At 66.2% G+C, this 17,707-nt stretch carries 19 protein-coding genes; 4 read left to right on the forward strand and 15 right to left on the reverse strand.

Annotated elements, in window-relative coordinates; genetic code table 11:
* Positions 1-71: 71 nt before the first annotated feature.
* The 13 genes from AVTE2539_RS20385 to AVTE2539_RS20445 all read right to left on the reverse strand — a co-directional run bounded on the left by AVTE2539_RS20385 (position 72) and on the right by AVTE2539_RS20445 (position 12,079).
* The gene (locus AVTE2539_RS20385) at positions 72-341 is read right to left on the reverse strand and encodes a pentapeptide MXKDX repeat protein (protein ID WP_284413419.1); all 270 of its coding nucleotides are present in this window, start codon (positions 339-341) and stop codon (positions 72-74) included.
* Between the two features lie 92 nt (positions 342-433).
* Positions 434-1,225, reverse strand: a complete 792-nt coding sequence (locus AVTE2539_RS20390) for a molybdopterin-dependent oxidoreductase (RefSeq protein WP_284413421.1) — start codon at positions 1,223-1,225, stop codon at positions 434-436.
* Positions 1,222-1,842, reverse strand: a complete 621-nt coding sequence (locus AVTE2539_RS20395) for a cytochrome b/b6 domain-containing protein (RefSeq protein WP_284413427.1) — start codon at positions 1,840-1,842, stop codon at positions 1,222-1,224. Before AVTE2539_RS20395 ends, AVTE2539_RS20390 begins: the two co-directional genes overlap by 4 nt.
* Before the next feature lie 265 nt (positions 1,843-2,107).
* The gene (locus AVTE2539_RS20400) at positions 2,108-2,704 is read right to left on the reverse strand and encodes a chalcone isomerase family protein (protein ID WP_502868956.1); all 597 of its coding nucleotides are present in this window, start codon (positions 2,702-2,704) and stop codon (positions 2,108-2,110) included.
* Positions 2,705-2,884: 180 nt separating this feature from the next.
* The gene (locus tag AVTE2539_RS20405) at positions 2,885-4,324 is read right to left on the reverse strand and encodes an aldehyde dehydrogenase family protein (RefSeq protein ID WP_284413433.1); all 1,440 of its coding nucleotides are present in this window, start codon (positions 4,322-4,324) and stop codon (positions 2,885-2,887) included.
* Positions 4,318-5,142: an SDR family NAD(P)-dependent oxidoreductase gene (locus tag AVTE2539_RS20410; RefSeq protein WP_284413435.1), complete on the reverse strand. Its 825-nt coding sequence runs from the start codon at positions 5,140-5,142 to the stop codon at positions 4,318-4,320. The genes AVTE2539_RS20405 and AVTE2539_RS20410 overlap by 7 nt, the downstream gene beginning before the upstream one ends.
* A 39-nt stretch (positions 5,143-5,181) precedes the next feature.
* A complete protein-coding gene (locus AVTE2539_RS20415; protein WP_284413438.1) occupies positions 5,182-5,814 on the reverse strand; it encodes a class II aldolase/adducin head domain-containing protein in 633 nt (210 codons plus the stop codon).
* An 11-nt stretch (positions 5,815-5,825) separates the two neighbouring features.
* The gene (locus AVTE2539_RS20420; RefSeq protein ID WP_284413440.1) at positions 5,826-7,316 is read right to left on the reverse strand and encodes an aspartate aminotransferase family protein; all 1,491 of its coding nucleotides are present in this window, start codon (positions 7,314-7,316) and stop codon (positions 5,826-5,828) included.
* Positions 7,317-7,341: 25 nt separating this feature from the next.
* Positions 7,342-7,995 (reverse strand): class II aldolase/adducin family protein, encoded by a 654-nt coding sequence (locus AVTE2539_RS20425; protein WP_284413441.1) that lies wholly within the window; start codon positions 7,993-7,995, stop codon positions 7,342-7,344.
* Between the two features lie 12 nt (positions 7,996-8,007).
* Positions 8,008-9,594 (reverse strand): xylulokinase, encoded by a 1,587-nt coding sequence (locus AVTE2539_RS20430; RefSeq protein ID WP_284413443.1) that lies wholly within the window; start codon positions 9,592-9,594, stop codon positions 8,008-8,010.
* Between the two features lie 7 nt (positions 9,595-9,601).
* Positions 9,602-10,483: a TorF family putative porin gene (locus tag AVTE2539_RS20435; protein ID WP_284413446.1), complete on the reverse strand. Its 882-nt coding sequence runs from the start codon at positions 10,481-10,483 to the stop codon at positions 9,602-9,604.
* A gap of 41 nt (positions 10,484-10,524) precedes the next feature.
* Positions 10,525-10,953 carry a DUF2147 domain-containing protein gene (locus tag AVTE2539_RS20440; RefSeq protein WP_284413447.1) on the reverse strand — a complete coding sequence of 143 codons (429 nt, stop codon included), beginning with the start codon at positions 10,951-10,953 and terminating at the stop codon, positions 10,525-10,527.
* A gap of 103 nt (positions 10,954-11,056) precedes the next feature.
* Positions 11,057-12,079: an AraC family transcriptional regulator gene (locus AVTE2539_RS20445; RefSeq protein WP_284413449.1), complete on the reverse strand. Its 1,023-nt coding sequence runs from the start codon at positions 12,077-12,079 to the stop codon at positions 11,057-11,059.
* Between the two features lie 95 nt (positions 12,080-12,174).
* Here AVTE2539_RS20445 and AVTE2539_RS20450 point away from each other — a divergent pair, with 95 nt between their 5' ends.
* Positions 12,175-13,224 (forward strand): NAD-dependent epimerase/dehydratase family protein, encoded by a 1,050-nt coding sequence (locus tag AVTE2539_RS20450; RefSeq protein WP_284413450.1) that lies wholly within the window; start codon positions 12,175-12,177, stop codon positions 13,222-13,224.
* Here AVTE2539_RS20450 and AVTE2539_RS20455 read toward each other — a convergent pair.
* Both AVTE2539_RS20455 and AVTE2539_RS20460 read right to left on the reverse strand, forming a co-directional pair.
* Complete coding sequence (locus AVTE2539_RS20455; protein WP_284413451.1) at positions 13,214-13,525, reverse strand: Mpo1-like protein; 312 nt, start codon at positions 13,523-13,525, stop codon at positions 13,214-13,216. The two genes, AVTE2539_RS20450 and AVTE2539_RS20455, sit on opposite strands and share 11 nt — an antisense overlap.
* Positions 13,526-13,547: 22 nt before the next feature.
* Entirely contained in the window at positions 13,548-14,729 is a 1,182-nt protein-coding gene (locus AVTE2539_RS20460; RefSeq protein WP_284413453.1) for an MFS transporter, read from the reverse strand.
* Positions 14,730-14,789: 60 nt separating this feature from the next.
* On the opposite strand from AVTE2539_RS20460, the gene AVTE2539_RS20465 reads away from it, so the two are divergent.
* The 3 genes from AVTE2539_RS20465 to AVTE2539_RS20475 all read left to right on the forward strand — a co-directional run bounded on the left by AVTE2539_RS20465 (position 14,790) and on the right by AVTE2539_RS20475 (position 17,699).
* On the forward strand, positions 14,790-15,470 hold the full coding sequence (locus AVTE2539_RS20465) for a TetR/AcrR family transcriptional regulator (protein ID WP_284413455.1): 681 nt from the start codon (positions 14,790-14,792) through the stop codon (positions 15,468-15,470).
* Positions 15,471-15,864: 394 nt separating this feature from the next.
* Positions 15,865-17,364, forward strand: a complete 1,500-nt coding sequence (trpE, locus tag AVTE2539_RS20470) for an anthranilate synthase component I (RefSeq protein ID WP_284413457.1) — start codon at positions 15,865-15,867, stop codon at positions 17,362-17,364.
* Positions 17,364-17,699: a chorismate mutase gene (locus tag AVTE2539_RS20475; protein ID WP_284413459.1), complete on the forward strand. Its 336-nt coding sequence runs from the start codon at positions 17,364-17,366 to the stop codon at positions 17,697-17,699. Before trpE ends, AVTE2539_RS20475 begins: the two co-directional genes overlap by 1 nt.
* The last annotated feature ends 8 nt before the right edge of the window (positions 17,700-17,707 follow it).

Here is a 17,707-nt window from a genome sequence, read left to right on the forward strand (position 1 = left end):
CGCGCGATGGCTTCGAACACCGCCTGCGCTGACGGCATGCATGGACCCACTGCCTGCAGGCATGCCGTGGCTTATTTCTTCATCTCGTCCTTCTTCATCTCATCTTTCTTCATCGCGTCCTTTCCCATGGAATCCTTGGCCATAGGGTCGTGCTTCATGCCGTCTTTCTTCATCGCATCCTTCTTCATGCCGTCGTGTTTCATGGCGTCTTTCGGCGTGGCGTCCTTCGCCATCGAGTCCTTGGCCATGGGGTCCTTTTTCATCATGTCGTCCGCCGCCATGGCGGAGACGGAAGCCGCGGTCAGGCAGGCGGCGAGCAGTGCGGTCGTGAGCTTGTTCATGTCGAAAGTCCTTTTGTAGAGGGAAGAGAAAAATTGCGCCGCACCCGGGAATCGGGCACGGCTGCGCCGTCTGCGGCGCCGAGCCCGATCGCTCAGCTGCCGCCGAACCCGTTGTAGCCCTGGTCTTCCCAGTAGCCGCCTGGATAGGTGTTGGTCACGTACATCGCCATGACGTGTTTCGGGTTCTTGTAGCCCAGCTTGGTCGGTATGCGCAGCTTCAGCGGAAAGCCGTATTTCGGTGGCAATGGCTCGCCGTCGCAGGTCAGCGCGAGCAGCGTCTGCGGATGCAGCGCGGTCGCCATGTCGATGCTGGTGCGATAGTCGTCGGCACATGCGAAGCCGATGTACTTCGCGCTCAGGTCGGCGCCGATGCGCCGCAGAAAATCGCCGAAAGGCACGCCGCCCCACTTTCCGATCGCGCTCCAGCCCTCCACGCAGATGTGGCGGGTGACCTGCTCCTGCTGCGCGAGAGCGCGCAGTGCCGCAAGGGTCCAGGGGCGTTTTTCGGCCACCAGGCCGGCCACTTCGAGGCGGTAGCCTTCCTCTTTCACGATCCGGACTTCGTCTTCGCCGTAGTACGCATTGAAGGGAAACGGCCGGACGATCATGGATTCGGGATAGGTGGGCGCCAATCGGCCGGGGTCGAACAGCCATCCCTGGGCCCGGTCGTTCCAGCGCGAGATGCGCTGGAGAATGGCTTGCACATCCTCGTTGTCGCTGATGCTGCAGCCGGCCAGCAGGGACAGTCCGCCCAGCGTCAGGCTGCCGCGCAGGAAATGGCGGCGTGCGGCGGGCGCCATGCGGCGCTCCAGGAGTTTGCGCGCGTCGGCCACGGCCCCGTCTGCATCGGCGTTGGACAAGCTCCGGCGTCTGAAGAGGTTCATGCCGCACTCCCTTGGCGGCCGGCGCTCAGCATGGTGAGCAGCGTGCGCGGCACCAGGGCCACCATCACACCGTGCAGGGAAATGAAGCCGACCAGCAGCCCCATGGCCACGAAATGGATGCGGCGCGAGAACTCGTAACCCCCCATCCATTCCCGCAAAACGGGGAACTGCACGGACTTGAACAGCACGAGCCCGGACAGCACCAGGACCAGAAGGTCCAGCATCACGAACAGATAGGCCAGCCGCTGCACGCTGTTGTACTGGCGCGCATCCGTGTGGGCGAGCTTTCCGCGCAGGGCGTCCATGGCGTCGCGCAGCACGGCGCGCGGCCAGACCGGAAAGAACCTGCGGGCCAGCCGGCCGCTGGCGAGGTTCATCGCCAGATAGAACAGGCCGTTGGCCGCCAGCAGCCACATGGCGGCGAAATGCCACTGCAGTGCACCTCCGAGCCAGCCGCCGAGGGTCAGCGCGTTGGGCAGCGTGAAAGGGAAGAACGGCGCCGCGTTGTAGATGCGCCAGCCGCTGGCGATGAGGATCAGCACCGCCAGGGCGTTCAGCCAGTGGCTGACGCGTATCCACAAGGGGTGGATGGGCTGTGGTTTCGCGGATGCCGCCATGAATGCTCCTGAAAGAGGGCCCGGCGATCGGGCCTCGTTCAGTAGTTCGGGCGGAATGCGCCGCGGGTTACAGGCGGGTGAAAAAAATCCTGGAATTCAGGTGGCGTGCTGGCATCGCGGTTTTCTTCAAAGCGGTCGAATCATGCTCTGGCGCAATATGTACTAGGGCATGTAGCTATAAAAATAATAGCATTTGTTTGCGGGGCAGGAAAAGCAGGGGCCGGATGCCCGTGCGCCGCCAGCCGGAGGGCCGCGGACAACCGGGTCAGCCACCCTCCTTGCCCAGCAGCGCGTCCTTGAGCTTCCAGTCCGCCGGCCGCTCGCCCAGCCAGATGCCCATCAGGGCATCGAAGAATTCGGGCTCGCGGAACGGCTCGCCCTGCGCCACGCCCTTGACGCTGATCACGGTGCCCGTGCCGGGCAGCCAGTCCACGGTGAAGGTGTCGCCGGCCGAGAGCTTCTTGTGCTGGGAAAAGATCTCGCTCATGCGCAGCACGCCGGGCACCAGGCGGGAGAACGAGGCCTTGTCCATGTTGTCTTCCATGCCGCGCGAAAACAGCTTGCCCAGTTCGGCCGATTCGATGTCGCGCAGCATGGTGATCGACAGCCGCTTGGGGCCGCGCAGGGCGGCCACTTCCTGCGGCGTGCCCGCCTTGCGCTCCAGGTACAGGCCCGCCGTGTACACCTTGAACACGGCCTTGTAGCGGATGCCCGCGCCATTGAGCAGCAGCGGGCTGCCTTGCAGTTGCAACGCGGTGCCGTACTTCACATCGGCGACGGTCACGACCTGGGCCGAGGCGGCCCCCATGGTCACGAGAAGGCCGGCGAGGGTGGCGACCAGCCACCGCTGCAGAAACATCATGGCAACTCCAAAAAAAAGAACGATCGTTCGTTTCTGATTGTTGCTGCGTGCCGGGGCAGGCACAACAGGGTTTTCAGCAGGGGTTTCATCAGGGCCCTGGGACGGAATCGACCCGCCGTGCCGGTGCCGCGCGGCACGCAGGGGTTATGGCCTTGCTGGCTTTGCTGCGCCCGCGGTGGTTCAGGTTCTGGCGATCAGTTTCACGAGCTTTTGCGCCCATCCGAGCTTCATCGGCGAGTACGGCGGGAAGAACAGGCGCAGCCCATTGAGCGGGCCGTTGTAGAGGCAGGCCCGTTCATGCGAGAACGCGCGAAAGCCGTAAAAGCCGTGGGCGTTGCCCACCCCCGAGTGGTTGACGCCGCCGAACGGCAACTGGCTGTGCGCGTACTGCTGAACGCACAGGTTCACACCGAGGCTGCCGGAACTGGTCTGCTGCTGCAGCTTCGCCACGAGTGCCCGGTCCCGCGCGAAGAGGTACAGGGCGAGGGGTTTGAAGGCGGCGTTGATGCGCGCGACGACCTCGTCCACGGAGTCGAAGACGTGCAGCGGCAGCACGGGGCCGAAAATTTCTTCGGACGCGATGCGTGCATCGCCGGGAATGCGCCCCAGCAGCGTGGGTGCGACGTAACGCATGGGGGTGTCGTGTTCGCCACCGTCCAGCCGCGTGGCCCCCTTGGCGACGGCATCCTCGATCAGCGCGGCCATGCGCTCGGCGTGGCGCTCGGTGACCATGCGGCCCAGGTGCGCGCTGGTGGCGACGTCGGGCGCATTCTGGCCATACCGTTCGGCCACGACGCGGCGCCAGCACGCGATGAAACGCGCTTCGACACTTTGGTGGACGTACACATGGTCGGGCGCGACGCAGGTCTGCCCGGCGTTCGTGAGCTTTCCCCAGGCCAGCATGCGCACCGCCGCTTCGACGTCGGCACTCGCATCGACGATGGCCGGGGACTTTCCGCCCAGTTCGAGCGTCACGGAGGTCAGATGGAGGGCGGCGGCGGCCATCACCTTCTTGCCGACCTCCGGCGAGCCGGTGAAGAAGATGTGGTCGAACGGCAGTGCGAGCAAGCGCTCCGAGGTTTTCACGGCACCATGCACGAGGGCCACCTCCTGCGGCCCGAAGACTTCCGCGATCACTTCCTCGACGAGGGCGTTGACGTGGGGCGTGAATTCGGACGGCTTGAGGATCGCGGTATTTCCCGCTGCCACCGACGACACGAGGGGCCCCAGCATGGTATTGAGCGGGTAGTTCCACGGACCGATGATCAGGCAGCGGCCGCGTGGCTGGTACTGCACGCGTGCGCTGGTCCCAAGCGTGGTCAGCGTGGCGCCGATGCGGCGCAGGCGCATCCATCGCTGGAGATGGCCGATGGCATGGCTGGCCTCGTCGAGCACCGGCAGCAGTTCGGTCAGCTCCACTTCCATCCGCGGCTTTCCCAGGTCGGCGTGGAAGGCCGCGTACCAGCGCTCCCGGCGCGCCAGCACGGCGCGGCTGAGCCGGCGCAGCTTGTCGCGGCGTTGCGGTGCGGTCGATTCGCGCAGCGCCAGCGCAGTGGCCGCCTGCGCATCGAACAGGGCGCGGATGGCCGTGGCATCCGCATCGGCCGATGCGGTCACCATGGCCGAAGCTCTGGGCCGAGCGGGGGCACATCGCGGCGCAGGATCCGCACGACCAGGCGTTTGGGCAACGCATTGGCGAGCCAGACCAGGGCGGCCATCGGCCGGGGAAAGGCATAGTCCATGTAGCGCCCCTGGAGGGCCCGAAGAAGGTGATCGACCGCGCGGTCTTCCGACATCTGCAACGGCGCGGGCATGCCATCGTCGGCGGTCGCCTCGGTCGCAATGAATCCCGGATAAACGGAGACGAAACGGATGCCGAACTCCGCAAACTCCACCCGGCAGGTGTCGATCAACAGCTTCAGGGCGCCTTTGGCGGCGCAGTACGGCCCCTGCAACGGCACCCCCAGAAGGCCTGCGAGCGAGTTGGTGGCGACCACCACGCCGCTGCGCTGCCGGCGCATGGCGTCCAGCGCCGGAAACAGCACGTTGACCGCGACGTCGTAGTTCGACCGCATGTACCCGAGCACTTCGCCGGCGGTCATGCTGCGCATGTCGATGGCGGGCGCGCCGCCGGCGTTGAGCATCAACAGGTCGATGCGGCCGTGCTCGGCCAGTGCGCCCTGCACAGCGCGCAGGGCGGCGGCGGGGTCCTGGGCATCCGCCACCTGGAGGCTGCAGCGGCCTCCCCGTGCCGCGATCTCGGCGGACAGATGCCTCAGCCGGTCTTCGCGCCGCGCCATGGCCACCACCTGGGCGCCCATGCCCGCCAGGCGAAGTGCCAGCGTGCGGCCGATGCCGGACGAGGCACCGACGATCAGCACGACCTTGTCCTTGTATTCCATGTGGGGTCCTTCGATGGTTGGCGCCCGGTCGTTCATGGGGCGCAAGCGCGCATCCGTGGAGTGCGGCCCAGGCCGTCAGTAGCCCTTGGTCTCTTCGGGAAGCAGCCCCTGGCGGACCCGCAGGCGCGCCCGGTGCTCGTCCTTCATGAGGCGGCGGTTGGCCACGTACCGCACCACCCACGGCAGGGGCCGCACCTGGCCGCCACCGGCCGCAGCGAGCAGATAGGCTTTGGCGCACTTTTCGAACAGCTCCGCATTGAGGGCGAGCCGTGCACCGGTCATGCCCAGCACGAGCGGCTGTCCTTGCACCAGCAGCGCGTTGCCGCCGAGGCGCAATGCCTTGCCGACGGCGGCGAGGGACGACGCTGGCGCCATGCGGCCCAGGTGCCGTACCTGCTCGTCGAACACCCCCGGCATCGCCCCGCCGAAATCGGCCAGGCCCGTCCCGAACGTGCCACCGCCCGAGGCCACGGCGCAAACATCGTCGCGCGACGCAAGGACCTGCGCGTGCAGGCCCGGACCTGAACCCGAAGACGCCAGATCCATTACGCCGAGGCGCCGCGGCGCTGCATCGCCCGCGGCTCCGAACCACATGCCATCGCCGCCGGGAATGCGCAGCGACAGCGCGGCCGCCGCTCCCTGCAGCAGGTGCTTGTGCATCAGGCGATCCCGCAGCTGGAGCCACAGCTGTTCCAGTGCCCGGTCCATGTACGCCGCCGTCATACCAGTGCGAACACGTCGTCGAAGCGGTTCAGTGCGTCGTCGATCACTTCGTCGGTGTCGGCGAGGCTCGTGTAGACGCGGCTTCCGGCCAGGGTGATGAGGCCGTGCGCCGTGTAGGCCGCGCCCATCTCCTCCATCATGTGCTTGCGCTGCTTGGCCTCGTTCCGCACCTTGAACAGTTTCCACAGGCTGCTGGTGTCCAGCAGCAGGACGCCCGAAGTCTGCAGGTGTACGATGGAGCCCATGTTGTAGGTCACGTAGGGCAGGTTGCGGCGGCGGATGATCTCCTCGAGGCCGCGGCGCAGGCGGTCCCCGGCCTGGCCTGCCACCACGGCGGCGTTGGTGCGTTCGGCTTCCTGCAGCGCGTAGTAGCCGGCCACGCAGGACAGGGGGTTGGCCGTCAGCGTGCCACCGACGAAGGCGCGGCGCGAGGTGGTGCCGATGCCGCCGACCAGCGACATCATGATGTCCCTTTTGCCGCCGATGGCCCCGGCCATCGGATACCCCCCGGTCAGGCATTTGCCAAGCACGGTGATGTCCGGCGTGACCCCGAAATAGGCTTGGGCGCCGCCCATGCCGATGCGGAAACCCGTGACGACCTCGTCGAAAATCAGCAGCGTGTCGAACTCGTCGCACAGCTTGCGCACTTGCGCGTTGTAGCCCTTGTGGACAGGCCGCGTGCCGCTCTCGGGCCCCAGGGGTTCGAGCAGCACGGCCGCCGTGCCGCCGCGCAGCCGGTTGAGCTGCAATTGGCGGCGCAGCGCCTCCAGGTCGTTGGGAGGGCACTCCTGGGTGTGGCCCGTCGCGCCGCGTGGAATGCCGGTGGCCTCCATGCGCCCGGTATTGGGCAGGCGCATGCCGTAGACGAGCTGGTCGCTCCAGCCATGGTAGGCGCCGCCGATCTTGATGATCCGTTTTTTCTTCGTGTAGGTTCGCGCGAGCCGCACCGCGCCCATCACCGCTTCGGTGCCCGAACCCAGCAGCCGCAGCATGTCCACCCCGGGCATGTGCCTGCAGACCAGCTCGGCAAGCTTCACCTCGTATTCGTGAAGCAGGCCGGTGACGGGGCCGCATGCGTCGATGAGCGCATGGACCTTCTGGCGAACGGCCGGGTGGTTGCTGCCCAGCAGCGTAGGGCCGCCGGCCTGCAGGAAGTCGATGTAGCGGTTGCCGTCGACGTCGGTCAGATGGGCCCCTTCGGCATGGGAAATGGCCAGGGCGAAGGGGTGGTTGAAGGCCAGGTTGTGCTGGATTCCGCCCGGAATGACCCCCTTGGCCCGCTCGGCCAGCCGCTTGGAGCCCGCGCATTTGGCTTCGAACCAGCGCAGGACGTTGGGCATGGCATCCGGCCGGATGGGCCGCATGGGCTGCGCCACCAGTTCGGAAAACCGTTGATAGAGCGACGGGGTGTCGGGCCAGGACGAGATGGCGGTGGGCGGCATGGCTGCAGCGCCGGCGGCGGCGTGGATGGTGGCGAGGTTGCTCATGGGAAGTGCTCGAGGGAGGAAACGTTCAGGCCGTGGCTCGGGTGTGCAGCGCATCGCGCGTGCGCTGCAGGGCCTGTTCCATGGCCGGGGAGGCCGAGGTGACGCGATGTCGGATGCGCTGATCCAGCAGCGAGCGGGCAAGGGCTTCGAGGTCATCCACGGCCTGCATGGCCGCATCGCTGTCGCGGCCACAGCACAGGATGCCGTGGTTGTGCATCAGGTAGGCGTTGACATCGCCACGGACCTTGCGGCTGAACTTCCAGGCCAGCCAGCCGCTGCCCGACGGCGCATAGCCCACCACGGGAAGGCGTGCTCCCAGCGTGGCCCGCCAGGGCGGGGGAACGGCAATTTCCTCGCCCAGCAACGCCAGCGCGCTGGCCACCGGCTGGTGCGTATGGATGCTGCAGCCCGATTCGGGCCGCGCCCGCAGCACGCCCGCATGAAGGCTGCTCTCCACGGACGGCGTGCCCTCGCCATCGGTCTGCCTCAGGTCGGTCAGGCGCAGGACGCAGACGTCCGCGGGCTTCATGGCGTGGTAGTCGATCGCCGACGGGGTGACGGCCACGAGGTCGGCATCGATGCGCAGCATGATGTTTCCGCCAGTGCCGGCAAAGTAGCCACGGCGGGAGAGTTCGAGGCAAAGGTCCACCACATGCCGGCGTTGGGATTCGTGTTTCATGGGCTCTCGCTGTCAGGAAAGGGCCGGTGCATTCAGGCGGTGGTACAGCGGCGCCAGGCGCGTATGGACCTCCTTGAACGTTCCGAATTTCTCGTCGTACAGATTCCTCAGCGACGAGGCGGGCTCGTACACCCGGCGGATCTGGCGCAGCTGGCCCAGGTCGGAGAAGGACAGGGCGCCGATGCCCACGCCCGCGATGAACGTGGCGCCGATCGCATTGGCCTGGATCGGGCTGGCGGGTTGGCGGATGGGCTGTCCCGAGACGTCCGCCATGATCTGGCACCAGACCTCGCTTTGCGCGCCACCTCCCACTGCAGTGATGACGCCCGGGTTGCGCCCGAGCAGCCTGGAGAAGGGCTCCAGCATCCATCGCGTGTTCAACGCGACGCCTTCGAGAAAGGCGCGAAAGATGTCTTCGCGCGAATGCTCCAGCGACATGTTGATGAGTCCGGCGCGCAGCCGCGGGTTGTCCACGGGCGTGCGCTCGCCGTACAGCCATGGGGTGTAGATCAGCCCCCTGGCGCCCGGTGGAACGCGCGCGGCAATGCGGTTCAGCGCTTCATAGACTTCGGGATGCTCTTCGTCGCTGGCCAGTTCATCGGGGTGGTACAGGATGCGGTCGCGCAGGAACGACAGGTTGGCACCGGCGGTGGACTGCAGCGCCATGGCGAGGTAGCGGCCCGACACCGCGCAGGGCACGGCGGCAATCTTGCGGAAGATGTCGGTCTTCATGAACGGCACATGCGCGCCGAGCCAGGAAGAGGTCCCGAGGTACAGGTGCGTTTCGAAGTCGTCGACGGCCGCGCCCACCGCAACGGCGGAGTTGTCGACCGCGCCAGCCACCACCGCCGTGCCGGGGTCCAGGCCGAGCGCCTCCGACACCTCGGGAAGCAGGGTGCCGATCACATCGGTGGATCGGACGATCTCGGGCAGCTTTTCCGCATCCACGCCCAGCATGCGCAGCAGCCGCGCGTCATAGTGCACGTGGTGCGGGTCGCGGTTGTCCGTGACCCACGCGGTAAGGATGGAATCCTGCGTGGCGCACAGGCGGCCGCACAGGCGCAGGTTCAGGTAGTCCAGCGCGTTCAGGAACTTGTGCGTCTTCTCGTAGACGTCGGGGCATTCGTCGCGCACGTAGGCGATGTGTCCGGCGCTGTCGCGGCCCGTGGTCGACGGGGCGCCACCGGTCAGGCGCAGCCACTGCCAGAGTTTCAGGGGGCTGTAGCCCTCGATGTTGCCGAACCGGCCACGCGTGCGCCGTGCGATGGCGGGCGCGCCGCGGGCATCCAGCCAGCTGATGGCGCGTCCGATGGGGCGGCCGGCCCGGTCCACGCAGACCGTGACTTCCGTCTGCGTCGAGCAGCACACCGCAACGACGCGTTGGCGCCGCTGTGCGTCCGCATTCAGCAATTCGCCCGCGGCCTCCATCAGGGCCTGCCACCAATGGGCGGGATCCTGTTCGGCCGTCACGCCATGCACCTCCAGGGAGACGGGCCTGAAGGCCCAGGCGTGCACGGTCCCGTCCAGCGTGACCAGGGCGCATTTGCAGCCCGACGTGCCGAGGTCGACGGCGAGCACCAGGCGTTGGGCAAGACTCATCGAGGCCTCAGAACTTGCGCGAGACGGCCAGCACGAGCCGGTTGCCGTCCACCGCCCGGATCTTGTCGCCATCGACCACCTGGAACAACTCGCGCGTTCGGGTCTTGGGCATGACGTACTCGGCGCTCCAGTCGAAGCCCCACCGCTTGTGCAGCAGGCCGATCGAATAGTCGCTGGCGTTGGCTTCCTTGAAGTTCTTGATGCGCTGTATTCCGGCGTGCAGTTTCAGCGTCGTCTTGTCGTCGAGGGGGATCTTGTAGTCGAGGTCGGCGAGCCAACTGCCGCGCGAGTCGTGGTCGCCGCGGGCATAGCAGTCGAGCGCCTTGGTGGGGTCGGCCGACAGGGCCAGCATCTGGCCGCAGACGCCGCTGGTGCTGGCGCCCCGGTAGTTTTTGGACAGCACGGTCAGGATGCGCGCATCGAGCGCGCCCCAGCCCAGTTCGAGCACGGCGTAGGTCGAGTTGTATTTCGTCGTCCGGAAGTGGGTGGGCGTGCCGGTGCTGGCATCGAAGCCATAGGGCGCATCGAACTTGGCGCCGGGAAAGAGCTCGCTGGCCACGCCCACGCCGTAGTGCCAGCCGTCCGGGTCCCCGAAGCGCCAGCCGGTGGCCAGCAGCACGTTGTATCCGTCGCTGCCCGTGTAGACCTTGTTGCTGATGGTGGACAACTGCGCCAGCGCGATCACGCCGCTTTCGTGGGCGAATTGCACGGCCAGCTGCGCCCCGGGGCGGTTCAGCGAATCGGAAAGGCCGCGCGTGCGCTGGTCGCTGAGCAGCTTGACTTCGGTCTCCACGGCGTAGCTGGCGGTCTCGTCAGCCTGCGCAGGGATGGCGATGCCGCCGAGCAGCGCGCCGGTGGAGACCAGGAAGACCAGTGGACGTTTTTTCATGCGAGATCCTTTCGCTGGTGGGGTGGATGAACGGGACGGGTTCAGGGCTTGCACACGGGGGTGGCAGGAAGGGCGGCAACGCGTTGCAGCTGCTCGGTCTGTCCCAGGATCTCGGTGCCCAGGAACGCTCGGATGTGCAGCTCTCCCGACTTGACCCGCAGCGCGCCCTTGTATTTCTTGCCGTCGCGCGGGTCATAGACCCACCCATCGCGCCAGGCATCGTTCTGGTAGTGCTCCAGCCGGGCGATCTGCACGCCGCAGCTGTCCTTGGCCTGGCCTGCGTCCTTGTCCCAGACGATGTGCCCGCACAGCGCCGTGGGCGCATCGGCACAGGGCTTGAACTCGAGGACCGCATCCTTGTCAGCCCCCATCCACAGGCCTTTCGCCTCGTCAGGACCGGCGGCCCATGCGGGCTGAGCCAGTGTGGCCAGCACGACGGCAGCGCGAAGGAGGGGGGCGAATGTGGTCATCACAATGACTTGGTTATTTGGTAATGATGGCTAGTTTATAGCTATGACTACTATTTTGAAAAGAGAGATTTCTTTGTGAAAACCCTAATAGGGTCGCGGAGGGTCAGCGTTGGCGCAGTGCGCTGGGGCAGGCGCCTGTCCACCGCTTGAATGCACGGCGAAAGGCTCGCAAATCGTCGAAGCCCGTGGCGGATGCGACTTCATGGATGGGCAGCGCCGCGCGTTGCAGCAGCGCCAGTGCGTGGTCGCGGCGCACTTGGTCGTGCAACGCGCGCCATGACACGCCCAGGGCGTCCAGGCGCCTTCGCAACGTGCGCTCCCCGAGGTTCAGGTGGCGTGCGAGGCCCGCCATGGACGGCGCGTTGTCCAAGTTGCCGCGCAGCCACGTCAGTGCGCTTTCATGAAGATCGTTGCGGTTGCCGGGGCATTCGAGCAGGGCCGCCAGATGCTCGCGCAGTGCGTCGCAGGCGTAGGGGTCCCATCCGGGCAACTCCTGGGCAAGCCATCGCTGCGAGGTCCACATGCGGTGTGCCGGCCTGTCGAATTGCACGTTGCAGCCGAAGACACGCCGATGCGCCATGGCGTGCGCCGGCGCAGGCCATGCCAGTTCCACCCGTTCGGGCGTGAAGTCCGCACCGACCAGCGCGCGCACCACGGTCAGGCTGGCCGCGAAGGCCTCCTCGATCAGCAAGGGCTCGAGTTCGGGATCGTGGTAGCGGGGCTGCGCCTCGACCACCAGCAGGCCATCCTGGCGTTCGATTCGGAAAGATACCAATGCGCCCGCCTCGCTTTGATGCACCGCACAGAATGCGATGGCCTGGCCCAGTGTCTGGCAGGTGAGCATGGCCAGGCCGGGCAGCCCCCAGGAGAGCGGGGTCTGCGCCTGTCCGGCGAGCAGGCCCAGCGAAGGTTCGTTCAGTTGTGCCTGTACCCGCTTGCACAGCGCCCGCGTCTGGCGGTAGGACACCCGCAACGCGGGATCCCGCAGATCCTCGGGGCCGAAGCCCAAGCCGAGGCACAGGCGGTCCGGCGGCAGGCCGCGTGCCTGCGCGACGCGCAGCAGCGCCCGGATGAGCATCGGCGGCACGATGGCGCGGTTCTGGAGCGCCGTTTCGGTCTGCGTCATGGCATCCAGGCCGAAACGGCCCCGCGCTTGTCCATTGCGAACACCGCACGCTGGGCCCCGCCCGATACGCTAGGCCCAACGAATGGAGTGGGTTGATGCGAACTGCTTTGGTGACGGGAGGCTCGGGCTATGTGGCCGGCCATCTGGTGAAGTTGCTGCTGGAAAACGGATGGGCCGTGCACGCGACCGTGCGCGATCTGGGCAAGGCGCACAAGCTGTACGCCCTGCTCGGGTTGCAAACGCTTTTCCCTGGCCGGTTGCGGCTGTTTGCCGCGGACCTGCTGCGGGAGCGATCGTTTGACGAGGCCATGGGCGGCTGCGACACGGTGTTCCATGTCGCCTCCCCTTTCTTTCTGCCCGAGCAGATCAAGAACCCGCGGGTCGAATTGCTGGAGCCTGCGCTGGCGGGCACACGCAACGTGCTGGCCGCGGTCAACCGCTGCGAGTCGGTCGGCAAGGTCGTTCTGACATCGACCGTGGGGGCCATGTTCGGCGACTACGCCGACGTCCTGCAGATGAAGGGGCACGTGCTCACGGAAGACCAGTTCAACCGCACCAGCACCCTGGAAAACAACCCGTACCACTACTCGAAAGTGGTGGCCGAAGAGGAGGCGTGGCGCATCGCCGGCGGCCAGAAACGCTGGCGCATGGTGGCGATCAACCCGGGCCTGGTCCTGGGGCCGGCGTTGACGCCCGAATCGGAGTCGGGAAGCCTTTTCCTGCTGGACGAACTGATGCGGGGCGTGTTCTTCTACGGAGTGCCGGACTTCAGCTTCTGCACGGTGGACGTGCGCGACGTGGCGAAGGCACACCTCGCCGCTGCGCTGAACGATGGGGCCCAAGGCCGCTACATCGTCGCGGAGCGTGAAATGACCCGGTTCGTCGAGATGTCGCGCATCGTGCGGCGTGTGCACGATCGGCCCTGGCTGCTGCCCCGGCATCCGTTGCCCGACGCGCTGGTGCGTTGGATCGGGCCGCTGTTCGGCCTGTCGCAGTCCTATATCCGCAATCATCTCGGCATCCGCTTCACGCTCGACAACCAGCGCAGCATGGACGAACTCGGTTTGCGCTATCGCCCGATCGAAGAGACGCTCGCGGCGCATTCCAGTGCGTGGCAGGCATGGCGCAAGGCGGTTAGAACCTGATCCGGCCAGTCAGGATCTGCCACCACATGCACCAGTCGCCCATGAAGCTCATGAGCGGGTAGCGGAAGGTGGCGAGGCGGTTGTGTTCGAAGAAAAAATGCCCGACCCAGGCGAAGGCGTAGCCCTGAAGCAGCGCCAGTCCCAGCAGCCCACCGTTCTGCTGCCATAAGGCGGCCGTCAGGAGAATCAGGGCCATGCTGCTGCCCAAAAAATGAAGGCGGCGCGAGACCGGGTTCGCGTGCTCGCTGAGATAGAAGGAATAGAACTCGCGGAAGGTGCGGTACGGTGGCTGTGAAGACATGCTGACTCCCTTGGCGTGATCGCTAGGCGGAAAATGCGTGGCGTTGGGTAACGGAGCGCCAGCACAGCGTCAGCGTGGCCACGGCGCCAAAGGCGGCACTGACCACCGGCACGGCATGCGCCTGCTCTCCCTGGACGAAGAACGAGGCGACCAGCGGTCCGAACGCGATGCCGAACACCTGGGCGGCAGGGATGAGGGACGCCACGCGCCCGCTGGCATCGGCGTCAAAGGCGAACCGCATCTGAAACGGCGTGATGAACAGCCAGGTGAAGGCGAACAGGCCACACAGCGCGGCGAAGTCCGTCGTGGCCCCTGCGCCGGTGTAGAAGATGCCGATCGCCACACCGCACAGCAAGGTCGAGCCCGCAAGAAGTGCCTTGGGGGCCTGCAGCGAGCGCACCAGCGCCGAGCCGCAGAGCCCGCCAACGACCTGCACGCCCAGGCAGGCCGCGATCAGCGTCTGCACCGCGGTCGCGGAGAAGCCTACGTGGATGCCCAGCGGTTCGACGTACGCCCAAAGGGCCCCCAACGTCGACAGCTGCAAGAAAACAGTGATGAGTGGCGTCGCTTTCTGCCAGGTCCAGGCAAAGGCGCCGGTCGGCGGCGTGGGTAGCGGCTGAAGGTGGCGCGGCAGCGCAAATGCCAAGAGCACGGGCACCAACAGCAGCGACGCGAGCAGCGCGAAGGCGCCGGCCCAGCCATGGGTGGGGATGATCACATGGGCCAGCAACAGCCCCACGAACGCCTGGGCCAGGGTCTGGAGCACGAAGAAGAGGCCCGCGATGCGGTCGGGATTGGCGCTGCGCACGATCACTGCCGTGGTCCCCCACACCAGAATGCCTTCCGCCAGTCCGGCCGCCGCGCGGTACGCAACGAACCCCATGTCGCCGACCGCATGCAGCGTCCCCACGTTCATCGCGGCGGCCGCGGCCGCCGCGATGGCGGTGGCCAGGCGAAGATGCACCAATGGCAGCGCAAGATCGCCGAGCAGGGCCCCCAGCCCCAGCGCCACAATCTCGGCCATTGCCACCAACCCCAGTCCCTCCAGGCTGACCTGCCTGGCCTCCAGCAGTTCGCCCAGCAAAATCGGCTGCAACCCGAGGACCAGCAGCGCTAGCGAGCCCACCACGAGCGCGGTCATTAACGCGGAAGTATGGATTTCTTTGCGCTGTGTCACGGTGCCATCCTTGAAGGTAGTGATCACTATGATATTGTCATGCGGCCCAGTTGTTTCACCTTTTATATGGGGAGAATCCCGAACACCATGAAGAAAGAGAAAGCCGCTTTGCCACGGACTCGCCGCGTTCAGCCCGATCTCGCCACCAAGGTACAGCCCGCGCAGCAGCGCGCCACCGATACGTTCGAACGCATCCTCGAAGCGACCGCACTGACGCTGGACGAGGTCGGCATCGAGCGGCTGTCGACCAATCTGGTTTGCGAGCGCGCTGGAATGACGCCGCCTGCGCTCTACCGCTACTTTCCCAACAAATACGCGTTGCTATCGGAGTTGGGGCAGCGGCTGATGGTGCGCCAGAACGAGTGCGTGGAGCGCTGGATCCAGCCAGACGTCTTCCTGAAAGGTGCCCCGAGCCTGGAGCGCGCGCTGGAGGGCCTCTTGCTCGATACCTACGAAGTGACGCGCCACACCCCGGCAGGCGTGTGGATCATGCGAGCCATGCGCGCCGTGCCGGCATTGCAGCAGGTCCGGCTCGCCTCCCACGCGCAGGTCACCGAGGCGCAAGTGCGGCTGTTGGTGGAGGTGCTTCCGGATGCCGATCCCACGGAATTGAAACTGGCCAGTCGCATCGTGGTGGAAATGCTCTATTCGGCGGTCGAGATGCTGTTCGATGAAACGATGGATCCCCAGGCCGTGGCACGCGTCGTCGCCAGAATGATGTCCAGCGAGCTCGATCGCCTGGCCCCTGCGGTGAAACGTTCCCGCTGAACGCCGCACGCGCCATGCGTCTCCCGAGGCATCGGCGGCAGGCCTTGCCTCCCCTTTCGCGTTTTCATGGCGGTGGTCGCGAAGGGTGGCCGATGGCATGCATTTCCCGTGCAATGCATGCCATCGACGGTGGTCACGTGGCGATGCCCTTTCGCCTTGGGCCATCCAGGCTGGCCGCAGGCGCTTTGCTACACTTTCTCCCCATGTTCATTCACCACGTGTTCATCACAGGTTGCAGCGACCGGGGAGCCTGGCCCTGGCGCAAGCCAGCCGCATCGAACGCCTGATGGCACCTGGGGCAATCCCAGCTGCACCCGTGGCCCTGACGGGCCGAACGCAATGAACTGCGGCGCCCCACGTCCTTGTGCTGGCGCTGCCCGATTGGGAAATTCCCGTGATTACAGAACTTGAATTCAAAAGCCTGGCCAGCGAAGGCTACAACCGCATTCCGCTCATTGCGGAGGCCTTCGCCGACCTGGAGACGCCGCTGTCGCTTTACCTGAAGCTGGCCTACAGCAAGGACGGCGGAAAATACAGCTTTCTGCTCGAATCGGTCGTGGGCGGAGAGCGGTTCGGCCGCTACAGCTTCATCGGCCTGCCGGCGCGCACCTTGCTGCGGGCCAGCGGCTTCGGGGCCGACGCCAAGACCGAGGTGGTCACCGATGGGCAGGTGGTCGAGACCGCCGCCGGCAATCCGCTGGACTTCATCGAGGCGTACCAGAAACGTTTCAAGGTAGCGCTGCGCCCCGGCCTGCCGCGGTTTTGCGGCGGGTTGGCGGGGTATTTCGGCTATGACGCAGTGCGTTACGTCGAAAAGAAGCTCGAAGCCAGTTGCCCGCCCGACACGATGGGCATGCCGGACATCCTGCTGCTGCAGTGCGAGGAACTGGCCGTCATCGACAACCTCTCGGGCAAGCTGTACCTCATCGTCTACGCGGACCCGGGCCAGCCCGAGGCTTATTCCAGGGGCAAGCAACGCTTGCGGGGTTTGAAGGACCAGCTCAAGTATTCGGTGGCCGCGCCGGTCGTCAAGCCGACGGAGAGCCATCCCCCCCAGCGCGACTTTGCCAAGGCCGATTACCTGGCGGCAGTGGACCGCGCCAAGGAGCTGATCGCCGCGGGCGACTTCATGCAGGTGCAGGTGGGCCAGCGCATCCAAAAGCGTTACACCGAGTCGCCGCTTTCCCTGTACCGCGCGCTGCGGTCGCTGAATCCCTCGCCCTACATGTTTTATTACCACATGGGCGACTTCCACATCGTCTCGGCGTCGCCCGAGATCCTGGTGCGGCAAGAGAGCACCCCGCAAGGCCAGAAGGTCACGATCCGGCCGTTGGCCGGCACGCGCCCGCGCGGCAACACGCCGGAGCATGACAAGGCCACGGAAGTCGAGCTGGTGAACGATCCCAAGGAGCGCGCCGAGCACGTGATGCTGATCGACCTGGCGCGCAACGACATCGGGCGCATCGCCAAGACGGGCACGGTGAAGGTGACGGAGGCGTTCGCCGTGGAGCGCTACAGCCACGTGATGCACATCGTGAGCAACGTCGAGGGCCTGCTCAACGACGGCATGACCAACATGGACGTGCTCAAGGCCACGTTTCCGGCTGGCACGCTCACCGGCGCGCCCAAGGTGCATGCGATGGAACTGATCGACCGGCTGGAGCCCGTCAAGCGCGGCCTGTATGGCGGGGCGTGCGGCTATCTCAGCTACGCCGGGGACATGGATGTGGCCATTGCCATCCGCACCGGCATCGTGAAGGACGGAACGCTCTATGTTCAGGCCGCGGCCGGTGTCGTGGCCGACTCGGTGCCCGAGCTGGAGTGGAAGGAAACGGAACACAAGGCCCGCGCCCTGCTGCGCGCTGCCGAACTGGTTGAGGAAGGACTCGAATGATGACCCGGGCGATCGACAAGGTGGAGCGCTGCAGCAGCATGGCGGAGGTGCGCGCGCGCATCGACGCGCTGGACGACATCCTGGTGCCGTTGCTGGTGGAGCGCGGCGGCTACATGACCCAGGCGGCGTTGAACAAGCAGCGCGAGTCCCAGGTGCGGGACGAAGGCCGCATCGAATTCATCGTGCACCGGGTGCGCGAGCGCGCGCTGGCCGAAGGCGGTGAGCCCGAGGTGATCGAGGCCATCTACCGCAGCATGATGGAGACCTACATCGCCTATGAGCATGAAGAGTTTGCGCGGCTGGTCGAGCAAGGCGCCAAGACCTCGGTGAAGTGACGGCAGGG

Source organism: Acidovorax sp. SUPP2539, from assembly GCF_030158975.1.
In the GTDB taxonomy this organism is placed as follows: Bacteria; Pseudomonadota; Gammaproteobacteria; order Burkholderiales; family Burkholderiaceae_C; genus Paracidovorax.

What these genes read in the sequence shown, in the direction of transcription:
- AVTE2539_RS20385 (WP_284413419.1), bottom strand. Translation starts at nt 341, where the DNA reads ATGAACAAGCTCACGACCGCACTGCTCGCCGCCTGCCTGACCGCGGCT.
- AVTE2539_RS20390 (WP_284413421.1), bottom strand. Translation starts at nt 1,225, where the DNA reads ATGAACCTCTTCAGACGCCGGAGCTTGTCCAACGCCGATGCAGACGGG.
- AVTE2539_RS20395 (WP_284413427.1), bottom strand. Translation starts at nt 1,842, where the DNA reads ATGGCGGCATCCGCGAAACCACAGCCCATCCACCCCTTGTGGATACGC.
- AVTE2539_RS20400 (WP_502868956.1), bottom strand. Translation starts at nt 2,704, where the DNA reads ATGATGTTTCTGCAGCGGTGGCTGGTCGCCACCCTCGCCGGCCTTCTC.
- AVTE2539_RS20405 (WP_284413433.1), bottom strand. Translation starts at nt 4,324, where the DNA reads ATGGTGACCGCATCGGCCGATGCGGATGCCACGGCCATCCGCGCCCTG.
- AVTE2539_RS20410 (WP_284413435.1), bottom strand. Translation starts at nt 5,142, where the DNA reads ATGAACGACCGGGCGCCAACCATCGAAGGACCCCACATGGAATACAAG.
- AVTE2539_RS20415 (WP_284413438.1), bottom strand. Translation starts at nt 5,814, where the DNA reads ATGGACCGGGCACTGGAACAGCTGTGGCTCCAGCTGCGGGATCGCCTG.
- AVTE2539_RS20420 (WP_284413440.1), bottom strand. Translation starts at nt 7,316, where the DNA reads ATGAGCAACCTCGCCACCATCCACGCCGCCGCCGGCGCTGCAGCCATG.
- AVTE2539_RS20425 (WP_284413441.1), bottom strand. Translation starts at nt 7,995, where the DNA reads ATGAAACACGAATCCCAACGCCGGCATGTGGTGGACCTTTGCCTCGAA.
- AVTE2539_RS20430 (WP_284413443.1), bottom strand. Translation starts at nt 9,594, where the DNA reads ATGAGTCTTGCCCAACGCCTGGTGCTCGCCGTCGACCTCGGCACGTCG.
- AVTE2539_RS20435 (WP_284413446.1), bottom strand. Translation starts at nt 10,483, where the DNA reads ATGAAAAAACGTCCACTGGTCTTCCTGGTCTCCACCGGCGCGCTGCTC.
- AVTE2539_RS20440 (WP_284413447.1), bottom strand. Translation starts at nt 10,953, where the DNA reads ATGACCACATTCGCCCCCCTCCTTCGCGCTGCCGTCGTGCTGGCCACA.
- AVTE2539_RS20445 (WP_284413449.1), bottom strand. Translation starts at nt 12,079, where the DNA reads ATGACGCAGACCGAAACGGCGCTCCAGAACCGCGCCATCGTGCCGCCG.
- AVTE2539_RS20450 (WP_284413450.1), top strand. Translation starts at nt 12,175, where the DNA reads ATGCGAACTGCTTTGGTGACGGGAGGCTCGGGCTATGTGGCCGGCCAT.
- AVTE2539_RS20455 (WP_284413451.1), bottom strand. Translation starts at nt 13,525, where the DNA reads ATGTCTTCACAGCCACCGTACCGCACCTTCCGCGAGTTCTATTCCTTC.
- AVTE2539_RS20465 (WP_284413455.1), top strand. Translation starts at nt 14,790, where the DNA reads ATGAAGAAAGAGAAAGCCGCTTTGCCACGGACTCGCCGCGTTCAGCCC.
- AVTE2539_RS20475 (WP_284413459.1), top strand. Translation starts at nt 17,364, where the DNA reads ATGACCCGGGCGATCGACAAGGTGGAGCGCTGCAGCAGCATGGCGGAG.